This is a genomic window from Mycobacterium sp. NBC_00419 (genome assembly GCF_036023875.1).
Lineage (GTDB): Bacteria > Actinomycetota > Actinomycetes > Mycobacteriales > Mycobacteriaceae > Mycobacterium.
Map to the genome: position 1 here is coordinate 2,633,299 of NZ_CP107931.1, position 21,681 is coordinate 2,654,979.

The 21,681-nt window shown below is 67.9% G+C and carries 19 protein-coding genes; 9 read left to right on the top strand and 10 right to left on the bottom strand.

The features are described from left to right. Window positions 1–78: 78 nt before the first annotated feature. The 6 genes from eccCa to OG976_RS12570 all read right to left on the bottom strand — a co-directional run bounded on the left by eccCa (window position 79) and on the right by OG976_RS12570 (window position 9,411). Window positions 79–4,158, bottom strand: a complete 4,080-nt coding sequence (eccCa, locus tag OG976_RS12545; RefSeq protein ID WP_442930469.1) for a type VII secretion protein EccCa — start codon at window positions 4,156–4,158, stop codon at window positions 79–81. Window positions 4,159–4,160: 2 nt separating this feature from the next. After that, entirely contained in the window at window positions 4,161–5,654 is a 1,494-nt protein-coding gene (gene eccB, locus OG976_RS12550; RefSeq protein ID WP_328362585.1) for a type VII secretion protein EccB, read from the bottom strand. Between the two features lie 58 nt (window positions 5,655–5,712). After that, a complete protein-coding gene (locus OG976_RS12555; RefSeq protein ID WP_328362588.1) occupies window positions 5,713–6,030 on the bottom strand; it encodes a DUF2710 family protein in 318 nt (105 codons plus the stop codon). A gap of 103 nt (window positions 6,031–6,133) precedes the next feature. Beyond that, window positions 6,134–7,315 (bottom strand): DUF5631 domain-containing protein, encoded by a 1,182-nt coding sequence (locus OG976_RS12560; RefSeq protein ID WP_328362591.1) that lies wholly within the window; start codon window positions 7,313–7,315, stop codon window positions 6,134–6,136. Between the two features lie 78 nt (window positions 7,316–7,393). Further along, entirely contained in the window at window positions 7,394–8,518 is a 1,125-nt protein-coding gene (locus OG976_RS12565; protein WP_328362594.1) for an NAD(P)/FAD-dependent oxidoreductase, read from the bottom strand. Continuing rightward, on the bottom strand, window positions 8,515–9,411 hold the full coding sequence (locus OG976_RS12570; protein ID WP_328362596.1) for a DUF1295 domain-containing protein: 897 nt from the start codon (window positions 9,409–9,411) through the stop codon (window positions 8,515–8,517). The genes OG976_RS12565 and OG976_RS12570 overlap by 4 nt, the downstream gene beginning before the upstream one ends. 109 nt (window positions 9,412–9,520) lie before the next feature. Here OG976_RS12570 and OG976_RS12575 point away from each other — a divergent pair, with 109 nt between their 5' ends. The 6 genes from OG976_RS12575 to OG976_RS12600 all read left to right on the top strand — a co-directional run bounded on the left by OG976_RS12575 (window position 9,521) and on the right by OG976_RS12600 (window position 14,221). Further along, a complete protein-coding gene (locus OG976_RS12575) occupies window positions 9,521–9,757 on the top strand; it encodes a type II toxin-antitoxin system Phd/YefM family antitoxin (RefSeq protein ID WP_328362598.1) in 237 nt (78 codons plus the stop codon). Beyond that, a complete protein-coding gene (locus OG976_RS12580) occupies window positions 9,754–10,179 on the top strand; it encodes a type II toxin-antitoxin system VapC family toxin (RefSeq protein WP_328362601.1) in 426 nt (141 codons plus the stop codon). The genes OG976_RS12575 and OG976_RS12580 overlap by 4 nt, the downstream gene beginning before the upstream one ends. 2 nt (window positions 10,180–10,181) lie before the next feature. After that, window positions 10,182–10,616, top strand: coding sequence for a DUF6636 domain-containing protein (locus OG976_RS12585; protein ID WP_328362604.1), 435 nt, complete (start codon window positions 10,182–10,184; stop codon window positions 10,614–10,616). A 48-nt stretch (window positions 10,617–10,664) separates the two neighbouring features. Continuing rightward, window positions 10,665–11,858 carry an acyl-CoA dehydrogenase family protein gene (locus OG976_RS12590; RefSeq protein ID WP_328362607.1) on the top strand — a complete coding sequence of 398 codons (1,194 nt, stop codon included), beginning with the start codon at window positions 10,665–10,667 and terminating at the stop codon, window positions 11,856–11,858. Then, complete coding sequence (locus OG976_RS12595) at window positions 11,821–13,017, top strand: acyl-CoA dehydrogenase family protein (RefSeq protein ID WP_442930531.1); 1,197 nt, start codon at window positions 11,821–11,823, stop codon at window positions 13,015–13,017. The genes OG976_RS12590 and OG976_RS12595 overlap by 38 nt, the downstream gene beginning before the upstream one ends. Before the next feature lie 169 nt (window positions 13,018–13,186). Beyond that, complete coding sequence (locus OG976_RS12600; RefSeq protein WP_328362612.1) at window positions 13,187–14,221, top strand: phosphotransferase; 1,035 nt, start codon at window positions 13,187–13,189, stop codon at window positions 14,219–14,221. 1 nt (window position 14,222) lies between these two features. Here OG976_RS12600 and OG976_RS12605 read toward each other — a convergent pair whose 3' ends face one another. Together OG976_RS12605 and OG976_RS12610 are read right to left on the bottom strand one after the other, a co-directional pair. After that, window positions 14,223–14,852, bottom strand: coding sequence for a nitroreductase family protein (locus OG976_RS12605; RefSeq protein ID WP_328362615.1), 630 nt, complete (start codon window positions 14,850–14,852; stop codon window positions 14,223–14,225). Between the two features lie 17 nt (window positions 14,853–14,869). Then, window positions 14,870–15,877 carry a patatin-like phospholipase family protein gene (locus OG976_RS12610; protein WP_328362618.1) on the bottom strand — a complete coding sequence of 336 codons (1,008 nt, stop codon included), beginning with the start codon at window positions 15,875–15,877 and terminating at the stop codon, window positions 14,870–14,872. A 200-nt stretch (window positions 15,878–16,077) separates the two neighbouring features. On the opposite strand from OG976_RS12610, the gene OG976_RS12615 reads away from it, so the two are divergent. Next, window positions 16,078–16,245 carry a hypothetical protein gene (locus OG976_RS12615; protein ID WP_328362621.1) on the top strand — a complete coding sequence of 56 codons (168 nt, stop codon included), beginning with the start codon at window positions 16,078–16,080 and terminating at the stop codon, window positions 16,243–16,245. A gap of 74 nt (window positions 16,246–16,319) precedes the next feature. On the opposite strand, the gene OG976_RS12620 is transcribed toward OG976_RS12615, so the two are convergent. Beyond that, complete coding sequence (locus OG976_RS12620; RefSeq protein ID WP_328362624.1) at window positions 16,320–16,550, bottom strand: hypothetical protein; 231 nt, start codon at window positions 16,548–16,550, stop codon at window positions 16,320–16,322. Window positions 16,551–16,708: 158 nt separating this feature from the next. After that, the gene (gene hrpA, locus OG976_RS12625) at window positions 16,709–20,662 is read right to left on the bottom strand and encodes an ATP-dependent RNA helicase HrpA (RefSeq protein ID WP_328363498.1); all 3,954 of its coding nucleotides are present in this window, start codon (window positions 20,660–20,662) and stop codon (window positions 16,709–16,711) included. Here hrpA and OG976_RS12630 point away from each other — a divergent pair. Together OG976_RS12630 and OG976_RS12635 are read left to right on the top strand one after the other, a co-directional pair. Further along, window positions 20,655–20,792: a hypothetical protein gene (locus OG976_RS12630; RefSeq protein WP_328362627.1), complete on the top strand. Its 138-nt coding sequence runs from the start codon at window positions 20,655–20,657 to the stop codon at window positions 20,790–20,792. The two genes, hrpA and OG976_RS12630, sit on opposite strands and share 8 nt — an antisense overlap. Further along, window positions 20,789–21,679, top strand: coding sequence for an aminoglycoside phosphotransferase family protein (locus tag OG976_RS12635; RefSeq protein WP_328362630.1), 891 nt, complete (start codon window positions 20,789–20,791; stop codon window positions 21,677–21,679). The genes OG976_RS12630 and OG976_RS12635 overlap by 4 nt, the downstream gene beginning before the upstream one ends. Window positions 21,680–21,681 lie beyond the last annotated feature (2 nt).

The following is a 21,681-nucleotide window of genomic DNA, read 5'->3' on the forward strand; positions in this document are numbered from 1 at the left end:
TTGTCGTATTGTAGAGTGTGCTGGCAACCTATGTCGACTTATGCCGCCAGATGAGCCAGCTAACCCCGGACCCGTCACTCAGTCCGGCGTTCCGACGAGCACCCCTTCCATCACTCCGTCCGTGGTGACCAGCAGTCCACGGCCCGGCGGGAGTTGCTGAGCGCTGGTACGGCCGAACACCTTGACCGTCTGCGGGTCGTTGTCCATGAACAGGGTCGGCGCCCGCGAACCGGTCAGCTTCTGCAGGAACGGGCTCATCGCCGAAATGCCGGCCCAGTTGCCGGGCAGGCGGGCGGCGATGACGTGCAGGCCGATCTCCCGGCTTCGCTCGATCAGCGGCCACAGCGGCGCGGTGGCCGCCTGCTTTCCAACGGCCGCGGTGGTGCGCAGTTCCTGTTCGTCATCGATGAGGACGAACTGGTGCGGACCGCTCCACGTCGACCGGCTCAGCAGTTCTTCCTGGCTCAAGCCGGACGGGGGCAACCGGTCGCGCATCATCTCGGCCAGTTCGGCCAATACCGCGTCGATGTCGTCGGGGGTGTAGGCGTAGGCACGTACGTGCGGGCCCTGAATCTTGCCGATGAGGCTGGTCTTCGGGTCGATGATGGTGATCTGTGCCTGCTCCGGCGAGAGCCGCGCCGTGATCGACTGCCCGAATGCGGCCAGGGCACTGGTCTTGCCGCAACCTTGGCGGCCGACAATCAAGAGATTGGGAGCCAGCCTGCTCGGCAACGCAACCGATTGCAGTGCGCTCTCCCCCATCGCGAACGGAATGTCCAGGGCGTCGGTCTGGGCGGTACTGGAGTAGGCCGCCACGATCTCCCGCAGCGCGATGCGTTCGGGCAACCGGGCCAGCGTCTCGACCTTGCCTGCGCCAGTCTGGGCGGCGATCACCGGGCCGATCTGGCGAGTGGTCACCCGCTCGCCGTCCGGCCCGATGATCTCGGGCACGCCGACCAACAGCTCCTGGCCCAGCCGGGTCACTCCGAAGCCGGGGCGATCCAGGGTCTGGCGCGCAGCGCGGCGGTGCTCCATTCCGGTACCCATCTGGGTCTCATCCGGATTGCTCAGCCGCAGTTGAATTCTCGCGTTGGCCACGTTGAGCAGCGCCTGCTTCTGACCGACGAGCCAGCCGCTGGCACTGGTGGCTACGTGGACCCCGTAGGACAGGCCCTGGCGGGCGATCGCGATCGCGCGATCACCCATGCCGTTGTCCTTGTCGTAGAGGTCACCGAAGTTGTCGATCACCAGGAAGACGTCGCCGAACTTGTCCTCGGGGTCGGTTCCGCCGCCACCGCCGGCACCGAACCTGCGCTCGCGGAACTCCGAGATGTCGATCTGGTAGCGCTTGAACGAGGCTTCCCGGGCCCGGATGATTCCCTCGATCGTGGCCAGCGTGCGCGACACGCCTTCGGTGTCGGTGAGGCTGACCACGCCGGCCACATGGGGAAGGTCCTCCACCGGGTACAGCGAGGCACCCATGCAGAAGAACGTCACCCGCTCCGGGCGGTACATCAACGCCGCCGAGGTCATCAACGTCATCAAGGTCGTGGACTTACCGCGCTGCGCGGTGGCCACCACCATGATGTTGTCCATCTCCGCGTCGATGACGTGGACGCGCTGGGCGTGGTCTTCGGGGAAGTCCTCGACACCGACCGGGAACACCAGTCCCGGGTTCTGGCCGTAGTCGGACCACCACGGCTTACCCCGCCACCGCTGCACCAGGGCATCGGCGGTCTCGCTGACCTCCAACGGGGGCAACCAGATCTGGTGCGGCGCGCGTGCCGGGTGCGACACGAGAGACTCGCGGATGACGTCGAGCAGCTTCTTCTTCTTGAATCCGTCTGAGTGATAGAGGAATTCGTCGGGCTCCTCCGGGGCGTCGGCCGATGCCAATGCCGCGCTGTCCTCGACGGACAACGGTTGATACTCCCAGGTGAGCGGGCGTGGCTGGGTGAAACTGACGTCGACCGTCTTGTCGGTCGTCACCTGCCGCTTGGGCACCACGAACGGCGCAGAGACGTAGAAGCAGCGGAACTGTTCGAGATCACGCGGGCCGACCTTGAGCAGCCCGTAACCGTTCTCCTTCGACGGCAGGTGCAGCGCCGCGTCGCTACCGATGACGTCGCGGGAGTCCTCGGCGGTCTCGGCGCGCAGCGCGACCCGGAAAGCGATGTTGCTCTTGGCCTTACTCAGCGAGGACAGGTCCAGTCGCTGCCCGCCGAGGGTGAAGAAAACGTTGCAACCACGGCCTTCCTGGCCGATGTGGATGACCAGGTCGATCCACTCCGGATGATGGTGGAACAGCTCGAGGTATTCGTCGATGATGACGAGCAGGATCGGCACCGGCTCCAGATCGCGGCCCGCCAGGCGCATTTCTTCGTACTCGTTGGCGTCGCGGGCACCAGCATCCTTGAAAAGCCGGTAGCGGCGCGCGATCTCGCCGTCGACGGCCTTCCTCATGCGTTCAGCGAGGTGGCGGTCATCCTTGCCGAGGTTGGACAGCGATCCCACGACGTGTGGCAGGCCCTCCAGGTCCTGGGCGGCCGACTCGAACTTCATGTCGACGAAGATCACGATGAACGTCTCGGGCGAATGGGTGAGCGCGATCCCGTTGCACAGTGACAGGAAGTACTCCGACTTACCCGAACCAGACGTGCCGATCACCACGGAATGAAAGCCGAAGCCGCCGAAGTCCTTGGCGCGCAAAATGACATTCTGCAGTTCGCCACCCGGCTTGACGCCGACCGGAACCATCGCCCAGCGTGGGTCACCACGGCCCCGGCTCTCAGCCCACAGCCGGTCGAGGTCGAGTCGGCGGGGATCGGTGATTCCCAGCGCGCGCAACAACTCGCCGCCCTGGCTATCGGTCTCGGACAGCTCACCGGCGGTCATCGGTGACCAGCGGGCCAGTGCGCGGGCATAACGGTCGGCGGTGCTCTCGGCGAGCATGTCGGCGACGGCATAGAAGGCCTTGCGGTGGTTCAGCCGCCCTTCGCGCAGCTCGAACCGTTCGTCGTCGTCGGAGAACCCGACACCGATACCGGGCCGGGTTGCCAAGCGCAGCACCGTGATCCCAGCCATGCCCTTCTGTCCGGTGACACCTTCCCACTGCTCCGGGGTTCCGACGTTGTCGTCGACGATCACCCAGTGCGGGCCCAGAGCCGAGCCTGCTGCGGCCGCCTCCATCGGGGACAGCATCGTCGTCGGGCTCGAGCCGCTCGGCGGGGTCCACGGTCCACGCCCCTTGCGGTGCAATTCGGAATCGAGGGCGTCTTCGAGTTCGGTCGGCGAGCCGAACACCAACCGGCGCATACCGCAGGCATCAAACATCTCGTCATGTTGGTTGTGCGGCAACCACACCAGCCAGGACCACAGCTCCGGGTGACGGGTGACGACCATCAGCTTGATGTCATTCGGGCTGTGGTAGACCGCCAGTGAGCACAGCACCGCTCGCATGAGGGCGTGCAGTTCGGCGGGATCCTCGCCGACGAAGCTGAAGCCCGGCTTGGAGCGCAGGCTCAGCACCTTGCCGATACCGCGGATTTTGCTCTGCTCGAGGATGAAGTCCCGCAACGCGCGCCCGGTGACCGGCTCGAGCTCCTCACCAACCGGCACTTCCGGCCACTGCAGCGATACCGCGGAGTCCGCAGTCGACTGCACACCGATGCCCAGGCGGACGTCGAGGAAATCCGGGTCGGCAGGCCGGCGCTCCCACATCCGCGGGCCACCGATGATGGTGTCGAGTTCCTGCGGATCACCGTGGACGAACAGTTGGCTGCGGCGCTGCTCCTGCGCGGCGCGTTGCACCTCGTCACGGTCGTCGTCGAGCTGGCGCAGATACATCCGGCGCTGCTTTTCCTGTTCACCCCAGCTGATCCGGCGGCCGCGGCCGAAGCGGCCACTGAACATCAGGGCGCCGAAGCCGACCAGGCCGATCAACGGGAAGAAGCCGGACTGCAGTGAGCGGACACCGGAGGTGTACATCACCACCAGCGTGCCGATGATGCCGACGAGCAAGGCGGGCAACGCGATCATCAACAGGATGTTGCGGGGTTCGCGTTCCGGCAGGGCCAGCGGCGGCGCGACGACCACACGCGCCGGCGGCACACTGGGCGCGGCGGTGCGTGAGCCGCGGACAAATCCCCTTTTCGACACCGCTACCCTCCCGAGTTCTGTTGGTTGGCGGCGACGGGCGCGACAGCCCCACCCGCGTCGATGGTGTCGCGGGCCAGTAGTGCTGTGGCCCGGTTGATCGCCGGCCCGGGCGCGAAGGTCCGCAGGATCGGCCAGGGCGCCTGCACGGCACGGCCCGGGTCCAGGCCGAGTGCCTGCAGCGTGCTCTGGTCCCATTCGATGCCGAATCGGACACCCTGCGGGGACACCCAATAGAGGCTCTCGCGGGTGTCTGAGGTGATGACGCCGGAGGTCGAGGCGACGAAGTTCGCCGCACCCGGCAGCATCAAGGTCTTGTTGGCCTCAACCGAATCCGGGTCACGGCTGTCGCGCACCAACGTGACGATGTGGGAATCCATGGCCTGCGGCGTCGGCAAGCCGCGTCCGCTGAAGAACGTCACCGCCGCCTGACGGTCGGTCGTCTGCTTCTGCCAGCCGACGCAGGTCACCGGGTTGGCGTCGGTGTCGACGAAATTCAGCTTCCCGGTGGGATAGAAATCGACATTGAGGACAGTGACGTCGGGAATGTCGACGAGCTTGTCGGGTGAAACCAGTTGCGGGGTAGTCGATCCCTGACTGTCAGCGGTTCGGAGCAGATCGGCGACGAAGCCGGTGATCTTCTGAACTCCGTTGGGCAGCAACACATAAAACCCGCTGACTGCGCCGTTGGCGTCCTTGGTTTCGAGGACCCGGCCCACAACCGAGTCCGGCAGCCATCGCGAGGGCGTGCCCGCCTCCGGAATCGCAGGCACCACCAGCGGTTCAGTCGCGGGCATCGCGTCGAACAGGGCGTTGGAGACCTGGATCGGCCGAGTGGCCCCCGGATCGAGCCCGAGGTTGAACGTGACCGAGCGGTCGGCGGGATCGATCTGGGTGCGCTGACCGTTCCAGATCAGGTAGGTGTTGTCGTTGTGGGTGGCCAGGATCGCCTGGTTGGGCTTCATCGCGTCGGCGCGGTCGCCGGGTGACAGCTCGCCTGCGATCGCGGTGACCACCGGGGGCTGTCCACTTCCTCGGGTCGGTGCGGTGTCGCACAACGACCATGCCGAAACAGAGTTGGCCGCGATGCTCAGATCATCGGGGATACCGGGAATGCCGATCATCGGCCCGGTCGGATACTTGCTGATCTCCTTGGCGTTGACCCATGTCGGCGAGGCCGAGTTCCCCGTGGCCAGCCGCGCCGAGGTCAGGTTCTGCGCGGGGTAGAGCCTGCCGTCGATCTTGGCGTACAGCGCGCCGGTGTCACGGTTGCCGATGATCGAGGACTGGCCCACCAGGCCGGCCGGCTTCATGAAGTGGAGCAGTGCCATCCAGCCACAGCCGATCAGGACGAACACGATCGACAGCACCACGGCTGCTTGTTGTTTGCGATCGTCGTGCTTCATCCGGACCGAGAAGCGGGTGATGGCGGCGCGCAGCCTCCGGTTGTAGAACAGGTGACCGGAGTTCTGGTCCCTGTTGGACAGATTCAGCGGCACGGGTGCGGTCCTCTCGCCAGCAACTCGACGAAGGCTCCGGCCGACGGATTCGCGGACGTCATCTCAGGCCACCTCCGTAGCGGATGGCATTGTCGGTCTCGGCCTCCTCGCGCAGCGCAGCGAACGCGAGATTGAGCCGGTCGCTGAGCTCACCGTGGGTGTAGTTGGTGGTGACAGCCGGGTGCAGAGTCAGCTCCACAAGTTTGCCGTCGGAGTTGACCACCGCCTGGATATCACCCAGGTCGACGCTGAACGTGACCGTCTCGGCCTGCGCGACGAGAGCCTCCCACCGGTCCGCCGCCTCACTGAGCTCACGCAGTACCGCATCGACGAGATCGCGCTCGCTAAGGGCGTCACCACTGCCATCCCTGGCCATCTGGCAAGTATGTCGGGTGGCACTACCTGCGTCAATTCACCTTTGCGGAAGGCTCGCGATCAACGGTGGAAATCGCCCCAGCAACCTCAGTGGGCCCCATCCGTCACGCCTGGTCGCGCCATTGGCTCTTCGGTGGAGCGTTGAGCGCCTCGAACCAGGCGTAGTGATAGTTGGCCGACACCTCGTCGCCGGTGGCGATTGCCTCGGTCGCCGCCAGCAGTAAGCAGTTGCTCAGCAACGCCGCGTCGACCTCGGGATACTGGGCCAGTAACTGGTAGCGCGCGGTATCGGAGTGCACCCTCAGCACATCGACTTCGGCATCGACCACACCCGTGCGGGCGGCTCCCGCCTTGGCCAGCGTGTGCACGATACGTGGCAAACCGTCCCGCCAGTGCGTGGCTTCACCAAGCTTCCAGCCGAGGTCGTCGACGGCGGCGAGCCGTCGGGCATCGGGTGAGTCGGCCGTACCGCCGCTGCGGCGCGGGGCGAACGGATCACCGGGGTGATACACGGCCAATCGGACGACATCGCCGAGCAGGTCGGCGACCCGACCGCCGCGCCGGCCCGGAGCCAGTAGCTCGACGCCGTCGGGCAGGCTGACCCCGGCGGGGATCCAGCCGTGGGCGAGATCGGTAACCACGATGGTGGTGCCGTCGGCGCGGTCCCCGACCGCCCAGCGCAGCCCCGGCTCCTGGCGGGCGACGAACTCGAGCAGTCGGGCGAGCCGGTGGTCGTCGTCTTCGGACTCGACGACCTGGGCGACCGGCGCCGGTGGCGGCGGTGCGGGTTCGGGATCGACGTCCGCGTCGGGTTCCTCGGCGACGACGGCATCGTCGCTAAAGTCGATCAACTCCGTCGCGTCGAAGGTGGGCACGGGCGGCTGCGGCGGCTCAGGGGCGGCGGTCAGGCTCGCGTACTCGGCCGCGAAAACCATTGACTCATTATGCAATTGGCGAACTGTAGACTCCACCCGCAGGACCGCGAAGGCACGCGCTACGTTGATGATCCGGGCCTCCTCGGCCCGCCGCACGTCGTCGGCGTAGCCGGCGAACTGCAGGGCCCGAAGGCGTTCATTGGCGGAGGTCGCGATCCGCTGCAAGTCGTTCTTCAGATACTCGGCGACCATCGCGGTGTGCGCGGTGACGGTCTCCAACTCCGCGGGCCACAAGCCGCCGATCACCCACGGTGTGCAGTCGGCGGGGGTGTCGAACGCCGGCACGGACAGCGCCTGGCGCGTCGCCCTGCGCAGACGCTGACGCGCCGAATTCCGACCGAACTTCGCCACAGCGAAAGCGTACCGTCATTCGCCGGGCTGTCAGTTCGGCCGAGATGGTCTTGCCCTCGAACGCATTTGGGCCTCGCCTTACAGAGGCGGCCGATTCTGGCGCACTCCGCCGTAGATGCCGCGGCGCACGATCAGCGGCATCAGTAGCCGGTCGATCGACCAGGCCGGGAACCGGAACTTACGTCCATTGGGGGCGAACACTTCCAGTCCGTCGGGCTGGATGCCGACCACCGATCCCCAGCGCCGCCGGGGCGCTCGGTAGGTCTTGAGCGTGCCGCCCTCGAGCTCGGCGCGGATGTTGTGCGCCAGCATCCCGTCGGCCCGAGCCCGCGCCGAGGCCCGCAGCGGGTCGGTCGCCGCGACGTCGCCGATGGCGAACACCCGCTCGTGACCGCACACCCGCAGCTGCGGGGTGACCTTGATGAAACCGTCGTCGTCGAGCAACTCCGGAGGCAGCCAGGAAGTATTGGGCCGCACCTTGCCGATCGCCCAGATCACCGCGTCGGCCGACACATCGGCCTGCCCGGTGCTCCACTGCACCGGCGCGTCGGTGATCTCGTTGCACTCGAAGCCCTCGGGGATCACGGCCCGGTGGCCGGGGTGCAAGCCCACGCGAAGCTTGATCAGCTTGTCCTGCAACTGTTCCCACGTCCGCGGGTGGTGCTCGACCAGCGGGCGCTCATGCGGGTAGTACAGGTCGACCTTCTTGTCGGGCCAGGTGATGGCCAGGTTGGCCGCGGTGCTGACCGCCGCCGCCCCGCCGCCGATGACGATCACCGAGCGCGCCGCGGCCAGCTTCTCGTTGGTGGCCCTGAGGTCTGCGGCGATCTCCTCGGAGGTCTGCACGGTCGGTTTGCGCCAGAACCCGTTGCTCACCCCGGTGGAGATCACCAGCACGTCGTAGGGCTCCTCGACCGGGGAGCCGTCGGGGGTCAGGGCGTGGACCACGCGGTGTTCGAAGTCGACCCCGGTCAGGGTGGCCTGCACGGTCCGCACCCGGTCCAGGCCGCGGAACTTGTCGAACGGGATCCAGTTGTCGCGGGCCCAGTCCTTGGGCCGGGCCACGCGCAGGCCAAGCTCCTGGCCGCTGACCAGGCCGGGTTTGACCGAGATCCCGACGATGTCGGCGTGCCGGGACAGCTTGATCGCGGTGAGCACCCCGCTGTCGCCCAGTCCGGCGATGACGACCCGCGGCCGGCTCACGCGACGGCCTTGCGTGGTGGGCGCGGAATCAGCTTGGGCACCGTGTCGATGACGGCCTGGTAGTGCGGGCGGCGCTCGAGGCTGCGCTTTTCCATCAACGGGATGCTCGCACCGAGGAACATGGCGAGCATCGCCGCCACACCCACGAACAACCACCACCAGTCGGACGGCGAGGCAGCGAGGCCGAACAGCGCCATTGACACCCAGAAGCCCAGCTCGCCCAGATAGTTGGGATGGCGCGACCACGCCCACAGTCCCTGATCCATCACTGCCCCAGGCTGTTTGGCGGCTACGAAGCGATGCATCTGGGTGTCGGCGACCAGTTCGAGTGTCACCGCGGCGATGCCGACGACCAGCGCGACCCAGCTCAGCCACACCAGCCCGTCGCCGGGAGTCGTCACCGCGACGTAGACCGGCAGCATGCCGAGGAAGACCTGCGCGGTCGGCACCAGGTGGATGCCGAACAGGTCGGCGAGGAACTCCCCGCGCCCCGCGCTGTCGCGCAGCAGCGGGTAACGCCAATCCTCGTGGTGCAGGCCGGGGAAGCCGTACACCCAGTTGCCGGTGAGCCGCACCGCCCAGTACACGACCACGATGGTCACCAGCCAGCAGCGCAGCGAGTCCCATCCGAGGGGCCCGGCCGCCCACCAATACAGCAGCAGCAGCGGCGGGATCACGCTCCAGAACGCGTCGTAGAAGCTGGAGTTCTTGTAGGCCCGGCTGAAGACGAAGATCACCAGGGTGGCCAGCACGTCGGCGATGAACGCGTCTAGCAGCAGACTGCCGGTGGCCGAGGGCCCCCACACCAGCCAGGCCGCACCCGCCGCGATGGCGACCACGTAGGCCACTGTGACCAGCAATAACGAGTGCGCCTTGGTCCGGTGCACCGACATGCAGCCTCCTCTGTCGCAGGCCCGCTCACATGGCAGAACAGCGGCGAAACGGTAACACGTTCTAGTTTACGAGGTCGATAGGTGTATCACCGGTGATACAGTGGCTGGCATGGCATCGGTGAGCATCCGAGACCTGCGCAATAAGGGTGGCGAGGTACTCGAACGCGTCGAGCACGGCGAACTCGTCGTGGTGACACGGGACGGCCGCCCAGTGGCGGAGTTGCGGCCACTGCCGCGACGCTCCCCCGCGCCTGCTGAATTGATCGCGCGACGCAAACACCTGCCGCCGATGGATCCGGCATCGCTGCGTCGCGACATCGACACCGTCCTGGATCCGTCGCTGTGACCGACGCCGCCGGCACACCGACCCGCGGAATGCTCGACACCTCAACAGTCATCCTGCTCGGGCAGCTCACCGAGCCCTCCACACTGCCCGACGAATCCGTCATCAGTGCCATCACGTTGGCGGAGCTGTCGGTGGGCCCACACGTCACGACGTCCGACCAGGAACGGGCAATCCGTCAGGCACACCTCCAACAGGCCGAATCGGATTTCGACGTCGTCGCGTTCGACGGCGCGGCAGCGCGCGCATTCGGCGCCGTCGCCGCGTCGCTGCGGGCCTCCGGACGCAAGCCGGCAGCCCGCGCGTACGACGCGTTGATCGCGGCCACTGCGATCGCGCAGGGCCTGCCGCTGTACACCTGCAATCCCTCCGACTTCGAGGGCATTTCAGGGTTGGACGTGCGCGCGGTACCGATACCGTCCTGACCATGACAGGCATTCGATGGGCCGCTGCAGTGGCGTCGGTCCTTGCACTCGCCGCACCCGCAGCGGTCGCTCACGCCGACGACCTCTACCAGTTCCAGTCCCCGTCGGGGAACATCGCCTGCGTCATGGCAGCCCTGTCCGGCACCACCCCGCAGGTGGCCTGCGAGATCGTCGAGCGCACCTGGAACCCACCCGCGAAACCGGCGACCTGCGACGGCGACTGGGGCGATCGGATCACCCTGCAGCAGGGCGCCACACCGGCACTGACCTGTCACACCGACACCACCCGCGGCCTCGGGCTGCCGGCCCTCGCCTACGGCACCACACACACGTTGGCCGGGCTCACCTGTGCCAGCGAAGAAGCGGGTATCACCTGCACCGATTCGACCACCGGGCACTACTTCAGCCTGTCCCGCGACGCCTACGAACTGCATTAGTTGACACCTGCCAACTAAGCCGAGAATCGGGTTCCCTATCGTGGCGACATGAGCACCGTCGCTGATGCCGACCGGGTCGCCGACCTGGCCCGGCAGGTCGTGGCCGACCACGACCCCAAGAAGGTCCCGATCCCAGAGTTCCTCGGCGCGTGTTACGACGCCGGACTGTCCTGGATCCATTTCCCCGAAGGCCAGGGCGGGCTCGGCCTGTCCCGCGGGCTGCAGGCCGTCTCCGACCGGATCCTGCAAGGCGCCGGCGGGCCGGTGCCGCTGGGCCTGAACCCGATGGGCTACGGCATGGCGGCCCCGACCGTGCGCGAGCACGCCCAGAACGACGACCTCAAGAAGGAACTGCTGCGCCCGCTGGCCACCACCGAACACATCTGGTGCCAGCTGTTCTCCGAGCCCGGCGCCGGCTCCGACGTCGCCGGCCTGGCCACCTCGGCGGTGCAGGACGGTAGCGACTGGGTGATCAACGGCCAGAAGGTGTGGACCAGCCTGGCCCACCGCGCCCGCTTTGGTCTGCTGCTGGCCCGGTCCAACCCGGACGCTCCCAAGCACAAGGGGCTGACGTACTTCGTGCTCGACATGCACGCCCCCGGTGTGGAGACCCGGCCGCTGCGCCAGCTGACCGGCCAGGCCGAATTCAACGAGGTCTACATCACCGACGCCCGTATCCCCGACACCCACCGCCTGGGCGCGATCGGCGACGGCTGGCGGGTGGCGATGACCACGCTGATGAACGAGCGCAGCGCACTGGGTGCCAGCGGCAGCAGGCGCGGCGGCGGCACCATCGCCGAGGCGGTGTCGCTGTGGGCGTCGCGGCCCGAGCTGCAGACCCCGGTGTCGCGCGACAAGCTGACCCAGCTGTGGCTTCGCTCGGAGGCACAGCGGCTGACCTCGGAGCGCTCCCGCGCCTCGGCCACCACCGGCGGCCCCGGTCCGGAGGGCTCGATCGGCAAGATGGTCGGCGCCGAGCTGAACCAGCAGATCTACTCGTGGTGCATGGATTTCCTTGGGCCAGAAGGCATTCTGTACCACAGCTACGCACTGCACGGCGCCAACAAAGAGGGCGACTGGCGCGGGCCGATCCAGCAGCGGTTCCTGCGCAGCCGCGCGAACACCATTGAGGGCGGCACCTCCGAGGTGATGCGCAACATTCTCGGCGAGCGGGTCCTCGGCCTGCCCGGTGACCTGCGTGCCGATTCCGGCATGCCGTGGAAGGAGATCCCGCGTGGCTGAGAACGCTGAGTTCACGTTCACCGACGAGCAGCAGCAGCTGCGCACCGCGGTGCGCAAGTTCTGCACGGACAACTTCGACGAGTCGACCGTTCGGCAGCTGATGGAATCCGAGGTGCCCTTCGACGCCGCGGTGTGGCACCGGCTGGGATCCGAACTCGGCGTGCTCGGGCTCTCGGTGCCCGAGGACGACGGTGGCGTCGGCGGCTCGCTGGTCGACCAGGCCGTCGCGGTCGAGGAGTTCGGCGCCACGCTGGCGTGCGGGCCGCTGTTCGGCACTGTGTTCCTGGCGATCCCGGCCCTGGTGGCATCACCGGCCGGGCCGGTGCGTGACGCGCTGCTCGCCGATCTGGTCGAGGGCACCAAGACCGCCGCGTTCGCCGTCGCCGACAAGGCCGGGGCATTCGATCCGGCCGCGGTGCGCGTGAAAGCCACCGACGACACCGTCACCGGCACCGTTGAGCGCGTGGTCGACGCGGGCGCCGCAGACGAAATCCTAGTCGCCGCAACCGGATCCGATGGACTCGGCCTCTACGCCGTCGCCACCGATGCCGCCGGCGTGACGCGCACCCCGCTGGTCACCATGGACCTGACCCGCCCGCAGGCCACCGTCGAGTTCGACGGCGCGCCCGCCCGGCTGGTCGCGGGACCGCAGGAGGCGCAACGAGTGATCGACCATGCGCTGCAGGTCGGTTCCGCGCTGCTGGCGGTCGAGCAGGTCGGGGCCGCCCAGCACCTGCTGAACCTGTCCGTCGAGTACGCCAAGTCGCGCCTGCAGTTCGGCCGCCAGATCGGTTCCTTCCAGGCGGTCAAGCACAAGCTGGCCGACATGCTGGTCGACCTCGAGCACGCCCGCTCCACCGCCTACCACGCGGTGTGGGCGATCAGCGACGGCTCCGACGACCCGGCACTGGCGGCGAGCATCGCCCAGGCCACCGCATCGGCGGCGTTCAGCCGGATCGCCGCCGACACCATCCAGGTGCACGGCGGTATCGGGTTCACCTGGGAACACCAGGCGCACTTGTACTTCAAGCGTGCGGCCACCGACGCCGCGCTGCTGGGCACCGCCGAGCAGCACCGGTCGCGGATCGCCGACATGGTTCTGGACACCGCGGAAGCCGACGCCGACCTCGCCCGGGTGGCGAACGGCCTTCCGGTCTGACGACGCGGTGCGGCACACGTTTGGCCATTGACATGATTCCGGCGGGGCTGCCACAGTCCGTGGGGTGACCCGCGGAAACGATAGGTCCACGGCCGGCATCGTCCTGAGCGCCCTCGGTTCCCTGCTGCCGTGGCGCGGGGAGCGTGGGTTTCCGAGTCACCCGCACGACATGACCCTGGACGCCGTGCGGCGGATCACCGGCCGGACCGACCTGACCCGCGTCGAGCCGGTCTACGAACACCACGGGACAGCCCTGCACCTGCGGCTGCGCCTGAGCGGTGGACCCGGTTGTCCGGAAACGGTTTTCGTCAAGCTCGCACCGGTCAAGCCCATCACGCGACTGTTCAACAACGCGATGAACCTGGCCGGCAACGAGGCCGATATCTACCGCCGGATCGGACCGGAACTCGGCGACGTCATCCCGCACATCTTCGGTGCCGCATCGGATCCGGGCAGTGGCAGGGCGGTGATCGTGATGGAGGATCTCGCTGCCCGCGGAGCACAGTTCGGCAACGTCGCCGACGGCTGCACCACAGATCAGGCAGCCGCCGTCGCCGAGGCACTCGGGACGTTGCACAGCCGGTTTCATCGCTCACCGCGACTGGAGCGCGGCGGTGACCTCTCGTTCGTCACCACGCCGACGCCACCGGCTCAGGTACTGGGCCCCTACACCTGGCGGACCATCCGCACCGTCCCCGACGACTACACCGATCTGGTGCCGGAGGGCTTTCTGGCCAAGGCGGCCTTCATCAATACCCGCCGCCGTGAGGTCGCCGCCCTCATCGAATCGTCCTCGGACACGCTGATCCACGGCGACACCCACCTGGGCAACATCTGCTTCGTCGACAACCGGCCCGTCTTCTTCGACTGGCAGGTCTCGTCGAAAGGGCCGGGCCTCAAAGACCTCACCTACTTCGCCTCGCTGTCGTTGAACACCGCCGAGCGCCGCGCCGTCGACAAGGATCTGGTCCGGATCTACCTCGAGGCGTTCAACGCCGGCGGCGAGCGGGCGCTGACCTTCGACGAGGCGTGGCACAGCTATCGGTTGTTCACCTTCATCGGCTTCATCGGCGCGGTGTTCACCGCCAATCTCGGTCGCCGCCTGCAGGAGGTCGACACCACCCGCGCCAGCCTTGCCCGCGCGATCGCCGCCCTCGACGACTTGGAGACGTTGGAGCTACTTCGGAATCGGCTGGATGCCTAAATCAGTGCTCTCCCCAGGTATTCCACGACGTGATCGTCTCCACCGGTGGACGGGTGGCCGGCTTGAAGTCGGTGCCGATCGTGTACGCGACCGGGAACAGGGCTACCTGGGTGACGGTGTCGGGGATTCCGAGTAACTCGGCGACCTCACGCTCCTTGGCCAAATGCAGTGTGGTCCAGACAGATCCGAGCCCACGCGAGCGCAGTGCGAGCAGGAAGCTCCAGGCCGCAGGCAGGATCGAGCCCCACGCCGCGGCGGCGGCCATCAGCGGCGCGCCCTCCAAACGCTTGTCGATGCAGGGGATGACGTGCACGGGCACATCGGCCAGGATCGACGTCAGCGCCGACGCGCTCTCGTAGACCCGACGGGTCTGGGGGTCATCGGTGGTCTGCGCCTTGTGCGCCAGGTAATCTGCGCCGACGTCGGCGTAGATCTGCGCGATTGCGGCCCGCTTGTCGGGGTCGGTGACCACCACCCAGCGCCAGTCCTGGTTGTTGGTCGCCGTCGGCGCCTGCGACGCCAGCTGCAGACACTCCAGGATCACCTCACGCGAGACCGGCCGATTCAGATCGAGCCGTTTACGCACCGCGCGCGTCGTCGACAGCAGTTCGTCCACCGATGAGATGTCCATCGGCTGTGTCTATCACCTCACCGGAAGCGGGTGAGATAGGTCCGCTCGTCCCACGTGGACAGGAAGTCGGTCGCGGCCTCGTAGCCACGGGTGTAGAGCGCGTCGATCTCACGGCGGGAGATGTCGAAGTCGAGCACACCGACTCCGGTGGAGTCGACGCGGACGGTCCGTGCGCTCACCCGCGGCAGGTTGAGATAGGCCTGGTCGCGGCCGACCAGGATGGTGGTGATGACGTCCTCGAGCAGGCTCGGGCCGCCGAACAGTTGCAGGGGTGCCAGCGCGGGGATGACCTGGTGGTTGTTCTCCGGCAGGTTCGGCAGCAGCGTGACGCCGAACGTCGGCCACCGCGGTTTCTTGCCGTCACGCCGGTCGAGGGAATCGATCGGGTAGTTGGACAGCAGCCCGCCGTCGACCAGTGTGGACGTGCGCCCGGCTGCGCTGGACAGGGTCACCGGCCGGAACACGAACGGAATCGACATCGACGCCCGCACCGCGTCGGCCACCAGCTGCTCGTCGGGGTCCAGGCCATAGACCCGGCGGTAGTCCCACGGCAGCCGGACCAGTTGGCCGGTGGTCACGTCGGCGGCGGTGACGACCAGCCGGTAGCGCTGTTCTTCGGGAAGCTCGTCGTCGTCGAGCTTGAGGTCACCGAAGGTTCGCACACCGAGGTTGGCCAGTTGGTCGGCGACGAATGTGCGGGCATAGTCGCCCTGGTAGATGCCGCTGCCCTGCAGGATCGCCCACGACGGCCCCAGTAGCGGAAGCCGTTCCACCGGGCCGGGATCACGAAACTTGCGGTAGTCCAGGCTCAGCGCGAGGTCCCCGACCTCCTGCGGGGACAGCTGATCGTCCTTGGCGGCGGCGGCCACCAGCGCGCCGACGATCGAGCCGGCCGACGATCCGGCCACCCGGTGCGCGCGGTAGCCCGCCTCCATCAGCTTGACCACCGCTCCCACCAAACCGATGCCTTTGACGCCGCCACCGGCCAGCACGAGGTCCACCGGCTTGGTCTCCGACTTGGCCATCACGTTCCCCTCTGCCAGACGCTCGCCTCCGAGTGTCCCCGGCCACACCGACACCAAACCACCTCGGGCCAGCGGTCGTTCAATTGCTGCCAACCGCCGATCAAGTGCTGCCAGCGGAACTAAACGGCTGACATGGCGACGTTGTGAGGATCAGGCCGGTACGAGAAGGTCCTCCGGCCATCGAGGAAGAGGAACACAAAGTGAAGAAGTTTGCAGTCACCAGCGCCATCGCCAGCGGACTCGTCGCCGCGGCCCTGAGCATTGCCGCGCCGGCACAGGCTGATTTGGGCCACAACACGTGGGTCAACCAGATCGGGCCGTCCGCGACCGCGCCTCAGGTGGACACGTCGGTGCACGGCGGCCACTGACCGACCCGCACGACAACAACAAGAGGGGCACCCCGGATGGGTGCCCCTCTTGCTGTGTCAGGCCGGCGTGGCGATCACTCGGCGTGATGCCACTGGTGGTGGTGATGGGACCGGCTGCCCGGGGCGTCCGACCCGAAATCCTGGTGCGGGAAGGTCGAGTGGTGAGCCGGCTGGCTCAGGTTCGCGCCATTGTCGACGCTGCCGGTCGCGGCACTGCTGACGCCGGCGGCGCCGAGGGCGAACAGGGCGGGCGCTGCGGTCAGCATCGCACCGGCGGCCAGTCGCTTCATCCAGATGGTGGTCATGTCTATCTCCCTTGCGTTGATCTTCAGCTCGTTCGCTGTTGATACAAGAATCGCTGACCTGGGCGTTTGCCTCCTCGGGCAAACCAACGATGTAGTTGATGGCACGTTTGTCCCCCAATCGGTGGACAGGTAGTGTCCACCGATTGGGGGACAGCGAGTCAGGAGAGGACGGCGTCGATCGCGCGGTAGATGCGTTGTTCGCTGACCGGCCTGGGGGTTCCGAGCTGCTGGGCCCACAGACTCACCCGGAACTCCTCGATCATCCTGGCGATGTCGCGGACGTCGGCCGCGGCTGCGCGTGCCGGTGAAAGTGCTTGCAGCAGTTCGGTATACGCGTCGCGGACCGCATGCACCCGCGCCATTCGGTCACGGTCGGCGCCCGGTGCCTGCGACAGCCGTTCGAGGCGGCGGACGACGGCGGTGAGGTATCGGGCGAGATCTGCCAGGTGGGTCGCCCCGGTGGCGGTGACGAAGCGCTCGGGCAGCAGTCCGGCAAGCTGGGCACGGATATCGGCCACCGCGTCGGCGGTCGACGCGGCCGGCCGCTCGGGCAGCGCCACCTGAACCTCCTGCAGCGCTGTCAGCACCTTCTCAACGCGTCCGAGCACCTCACGCGTGGTTCCGGCCAGTGCGGTGCCCACCCGATCACGCAGCACACCGAACTCGGCCTTCGTCCACACCGGGGTGGTGGCCAGCACGTCGACGGCGGCGTCGGCGCAGTCGTCGAGCAAGGCGGCCAGCGATCCGTCGGGGTTGGCGGCCAGCACCAGACGGGACCGCGGATCCAATCCCTTCTCCACCGACTTCACCGGGGAGGCAACCGACAGCCGCAACAGTCGCCGCAAGCCCGCCGCCATCGCCGGATCACGTTCGGACTGGGTGGCGAACACCCGGATGTCGACGGCGGTCCCGGCGTCGACGAATCCCGGGTAGCCCTTGACGAGGTGCCCGCCGACAGCGCGTTCGACGCTGCGCGGCAGTGCGTCGAGATCGTCGGGCCAGCCACGCAACCCGGCCCGTTCCAGGTCGGCGCCCACAGTCTGGGCGACAGCGCGGCGAGCCGAGCCGGCCAGTTTCTCCTGGAGGACCTCGAGGTCCTTGCCGCGGGCCACCTCGGTGCCGTCGGCACCCTGGACCGCGAAGGTGACCCGCAGGTGCGCCGGTAGCTTGTCCAGATCGAAAGCGCTGATCGGCACGAGAACCCCGGTACGCCGGTGCAATTCGCGTTGCAGCGTCTCCAGCAGGGGCGCACCGTCGGGGGTGATCGCCGACAGCAGCGCCTTGGCGGTGTCGGGTGCGGGAACGAAGTTGCGCCGCAGGTCTTTCGGCAGTGAGCGAATCAGCGCGGTCACCAGCTCCTCGCGCAGCGCCGGCACCTGCCAACCGAACTCGGCACCGCCGAGGCGGGCCAGCACTTCGACCGGCACGTGCACCGTCACACCGTCGTCGGCAGCGCCCGGCTCGAACCGGTAGCTCAACGGCAACGACAGGTCACCGGCCTGCCAGGTGTCGGGCCGGTCGGCGTCGGCGTCATCGACCCGCAGCAGGTCGTCGCGGGTGAACGTCAGCAGGTCCGGGGTGCGATGACGCTGCTTCTTCCACCAGCCGTCGAAGTGGCGCACCGAGACCGCCTCGGCGGGAATCCGGGTGTCGTAGAACGCGTAGATCTCCTCCTCACCGACGAGCAGGTCACGTCGGCGGGCGCGCTCCTCGATCTCGGCCAGTTCGGCACGCAGCGCGGTGTTGTCGCGGAAGAAGTGGTGCCGGGTCTGCCACTCGCCCTCGACCAGGGCGTGGTGGATGAACAGCTCCCGGGACACCACCGGATCGACCTCGGCGTAGCTCACCCGGCGGCGCGGGACCAACGGCAGGCCGTAGAGCGTCACCCGCTCGAAGGCCATCGCGGCGCCGCGCTGGGCATCCCAGTGCGGCTCACTGTAGGTGCGCTGCAGCAGATCTCCCGCGACCTGTTCGACGATGTCGGGATCGACACGGGCCGCGATGCGCCCGTAGAGCCGGCTGGTCTCCACCAGATCGGCCACCACGATCCAACGGGGCGGCCGTTTGGTCAGAACCGAACCGGGTGCCAGCACGAACTTCGAATTGCGGGCACCGGTGTAGTCGCGCGAATCACCTTCTCGCAGGCCGACATGCGACAGTAGACCCGCCACCAGCGCCGCGTGCACCCGGGCAGGATCGGCCGGTTCGTGGTCGCCGGACTCACGGATGCCGATGTCGCGGGCGATGCTGCGCAGCTGACCGGTGAGGTCCTGCCATTCCCTGATTCGCAGGTAGTGCAGGAACTCCTCACGGCACATTCGCCGAAATGCGCTGCCCGATAATGCCTTGCGCTGTTCGGTGAGGTAGCGCCACAGGTTGAGGTAGGACAGGAAGTCGGAGTGCTCGTCGGCGAACCGGGCGTGTTTCTGCCGGGCGGCCTCCTCCCGGTCGGCGGGGCGCTCCCGCGGGTCGGGAATCGACAGCGCCGCGGCGAGCACCAGGACTTCCCGCACGCATCCTTCGGCGTCGGCCTGCAGAATCATCCGGCCCAACCGCGGATCGACCGGCAGCTGTGCGAGGCGGCGCCCGGTGTCGGTGATATTCCCCGCGGGGTCGAAAGCCCCTAGCTCCTGCAGCAATTGGACGCCATCTCGGATGCTGCGCCGGTCCGGCGGGTCGAGGAACGGAAAGTCCTCGATGTCGCCGAGTTGCAGGGCGGCCATCTGCAGGATCACCGCGGCAAGATTGGTGCGCAGGATCTCCGGATCGGTGTAGCGGGGGCGCGCCTCGAAGTCGGCCTCCGAATAGAGCCGGATACAAACCCCGGGCGCCGTGCGGCCGGAGCGCCCGGCGCGTTGCGCTGCCGAGGCCTGCGAGATGGGCTCGATCGGAAGGCGCTGCACCTTGGTACGCCTGCTGTAGCGCGAGATTCGTGCCGTGCCGGGGTCCACCACATACCGGACACCCGGCACCGTCAGTGACGTCTCCGCGACGTTGGTTGCCAGCACTACCCGCCGGCCGACATGCGGTTGAAACACCCGCTGCTGCTCGGCGGTCGGCAGCCGCGCGTACAGCGGCAGCACTTCGGTATTCTTCAAGCCCCGCAACGCTTCTGCGGTGTCGCGGATCTCGCGTTCGCCGGACAGGAACACCAGCACGTCACCGGGCGGTTCGGCTTCCAGTTCGGCGATGGCGTCGACGATCGCCTCGGTCTGGTCCCGCATCTCGGTACGGACGATCTCGTGATCGGGGTCGTCGGGGTCGTCGACGTCATCAGCGGTGACGGCGACTTCCAAAGGGCGGTAACGGATCTCGACGGGATAGGTGCGTCCGGAGACCTCCACGATCGGCGCACCGCTGAAGTGAGCCGCGAACCGCTCGGGTTCGATGGTCGCCGAGGTGACGATCACCTTCAGGTCGGGCCGGCGCGGCAGCAGCTCGCGAAGGTAGCCCAGCAGGAAGTCGACGTTGAGGCTGCGCTCGTGGGCTTCGTCGAGGATCAGGGTGTCGTAGCGCAGCAGCCGCCGGTCGCGCTGGATCTCGGCGAGCAGGATGCCGTCGGTCATCAACTTCACCAGCGTGCGGTCACTGGCCTGGTCGGTGAATCGCACGGTGTAGCCGATCGCCTCACCCAGTGGGGTACCGAGTTCGTCGGCGATCCGCTGGGCGACGGTCCGGGCGGCCAGCCGGCGCGGCTGGGTATGCCCGATGGTGCCGCGAATCCCGCGGCCCAACTCGAGGCAGATCTTGGGCAGCTGGGTGGTCTTGCCGGAGCCGGTCTCCCCCGCGACGACCACGACCTGGTGCTCGCTGATGGCCCTGGCCAGATCGTCGCGGCGCTCACTGACGGGCAGATCGGGGTAGGTGATGGCGGGCACGGCCGCCGTTCGGGTGGCGATCAGCGCCTCGGCGGCGGCGACCTGCTCGGCGATCTGCGCGACCTTCTCCGGGGTGACGTCGCGCAGGGACTTCAGCCGACGGCCCAGCCGGGCCGCGTCGCGGATGGTCAGGCCGTCGAGGCGGGCGCGCAGCTCTCGCACCTCGCGCAACTCGTCGCTGGACCGTCCGGACACTCGGGCCAGGATATGCGTAGGCTCGCAACAAATGACCATTGCCATCGTCGTGGGTCTATTGCTGGTGGGCCTCGGGATCGTGGCCAGCCAGCTGTTTCGGCTCAGGGACTGGCTCAATCGTCAGCCGCCGCCCCCTGCTGACGATCACCCCGACGACACCAGCCGTTGACCGAGCTGCCCCACGCCGTCCGGACCATGGCCGGCCGCGGTCCCCGGTGGGCGGCGTGGGTCGCCACGTTGCCCAAGCTCAGCCGTGAGGTGCTCGCCCAGTGGCAGCTGACCGCCGACGGGCCCGCCAGCCACGGCTACTGCTCACTGGTCATGCCCGTGCGCACCCCGAGCGGAGCCGCGGCGGTGCTCAAGATCGGCTTCCCCGACGACGAATCCGAACACGAACACCTGGCGCTGCGGCGCTGGGGCGGCGACGGCGCGGTGCGGCTGCTCAGCGCCGATCCGCACCGGCGCGCGCTGTTGCTCGAACGGCTGCACCCCACCGACCTCACCGCTGTGCCCGATGTCGAGGCGTGTGCCGTCGTCGCCCGCCTCTACCGGCGCATCCACGTCCCGGCCATGCCCGCGCTGCGGACGCTGACGTCCTACGTCGAGCGCTGGAACACCGAGCTTGCGGAGTTGCCCCGCAGCGCACCGATCCCCCGTCGGCTGGTGGAGCAGGCGCTGGCCCTAGGCGCCGACCTGGGCACGGACCAGACCCCGTTGCGCGTCATCCACACCGACCTGCACTACGCCAATGTGCTTGCCGCCCAACGGGAACCGTGGCTGGTAATCGACCCCAAGCCGGTCAACGGCGACCCGCACTACGAGATCGCCCCGATGTTGTGGAACCGCTGGGACGAGCTGGCCGGGGACGTCCGCGAGGGGGTGCGGCGCCGGTTCTACACGCTGGTCGACGCGGCGGGGTTCGACGAGGACAGGGCACGGGCGTGGGTGGTCGTCCGGATGGTGCACAACGCGATGTGGGCGCTACAGGACGGCCCCCAGGCCGACCCCGGCTGGCTCACCACCTGCATTGCGCTCGCCAAAGCCGTCCAAGGGTGAGA

What these genes read in the sequence shown, in the direction of transcription:
- OG976_RS12555 (WP_328362588.1), bottom strand. Translation starts at nt 6,030, where the DNA reads ATGGCCAGGGATGGCAGTGGTGACGCCCTTAGCGAGCGCGATCTCGTC.
- OG976_RS12570 (WP_328362596.1), bottom strand. Translation starts at nt 9,411, where the DNA reads ATGTCGGTGCACCGGACCAAGGCGCACTCGTTATTGCTGGTCACAGTG.
- OG976_RS12575 (WP_328362598.1), top strand. Translation starts at nt 9,521, where the DNA reads ATGGCATCGGTGAGCATCCGAGACCTGCGCAATAAGGGTGGCGAGGTA.
- OG976_RS12585 (WP_328362604.1), top strand. Translation starts at nt 10,182, where the DNA reads ATGACAGGCATTCGATGGGCCGCTGCAGTGGCGTCGGTCCTTGCACTC.
- OG976_RS12590 (WP_328362607.1), top strand. Translation starts at nt 10,665, where the DNA reads ATGAGCACCGTCGCTGATGCCGACCGGGTCGCCGACCTGGCCCGGCAG.
- OG976_RS12600 (WP_328362612.1), top strand. Translation starts at nt 13,187, where the DNA reads ATGACCCTGGACGCCGTGCGGCGGATCACCGGCCGGACCGACCTGACC.
- OG976_RS12605 (WP_328362615.1), bottom strand. Translation starts at nt 14,852, where the DNA reads ATGGACATCTCATCGGTGGACGAACTGCTGTCGACGACGCGCGCGGTG.
- OG976_RS12610 (WP_328362618.1), bottom strand. Translation starts at nt 15,877, where the DNA reads ATGGCCAAGTCGGAGACCAAGCCGGTGGACCTCGTGCTGGCCGGTGGC.
- OG976_RS12620 (WP_328362624.1), bottom strand. Translation starts at nt 16,550, where the DNA reads ATGACCACCATCTGGATGAAGCGACTGGCCGCCGGTGCGATGCTGACC.
- OG976_RS12630 (WP_328362627.1), top strand. Translation starts at nt 20,655, where the DNA reads ATGACCATTGCCATCGTCGTGGGTCTATTGCTGGTGGGCCTCGGGATC.
- hrpA (WP_328363498.1), bottom strand. Translation starts at nt 20,662, where the DNA reads ATGGTCATTTGTTGCGAGCCTACGCATATCCTGGCCCGAGTGTCCGGA.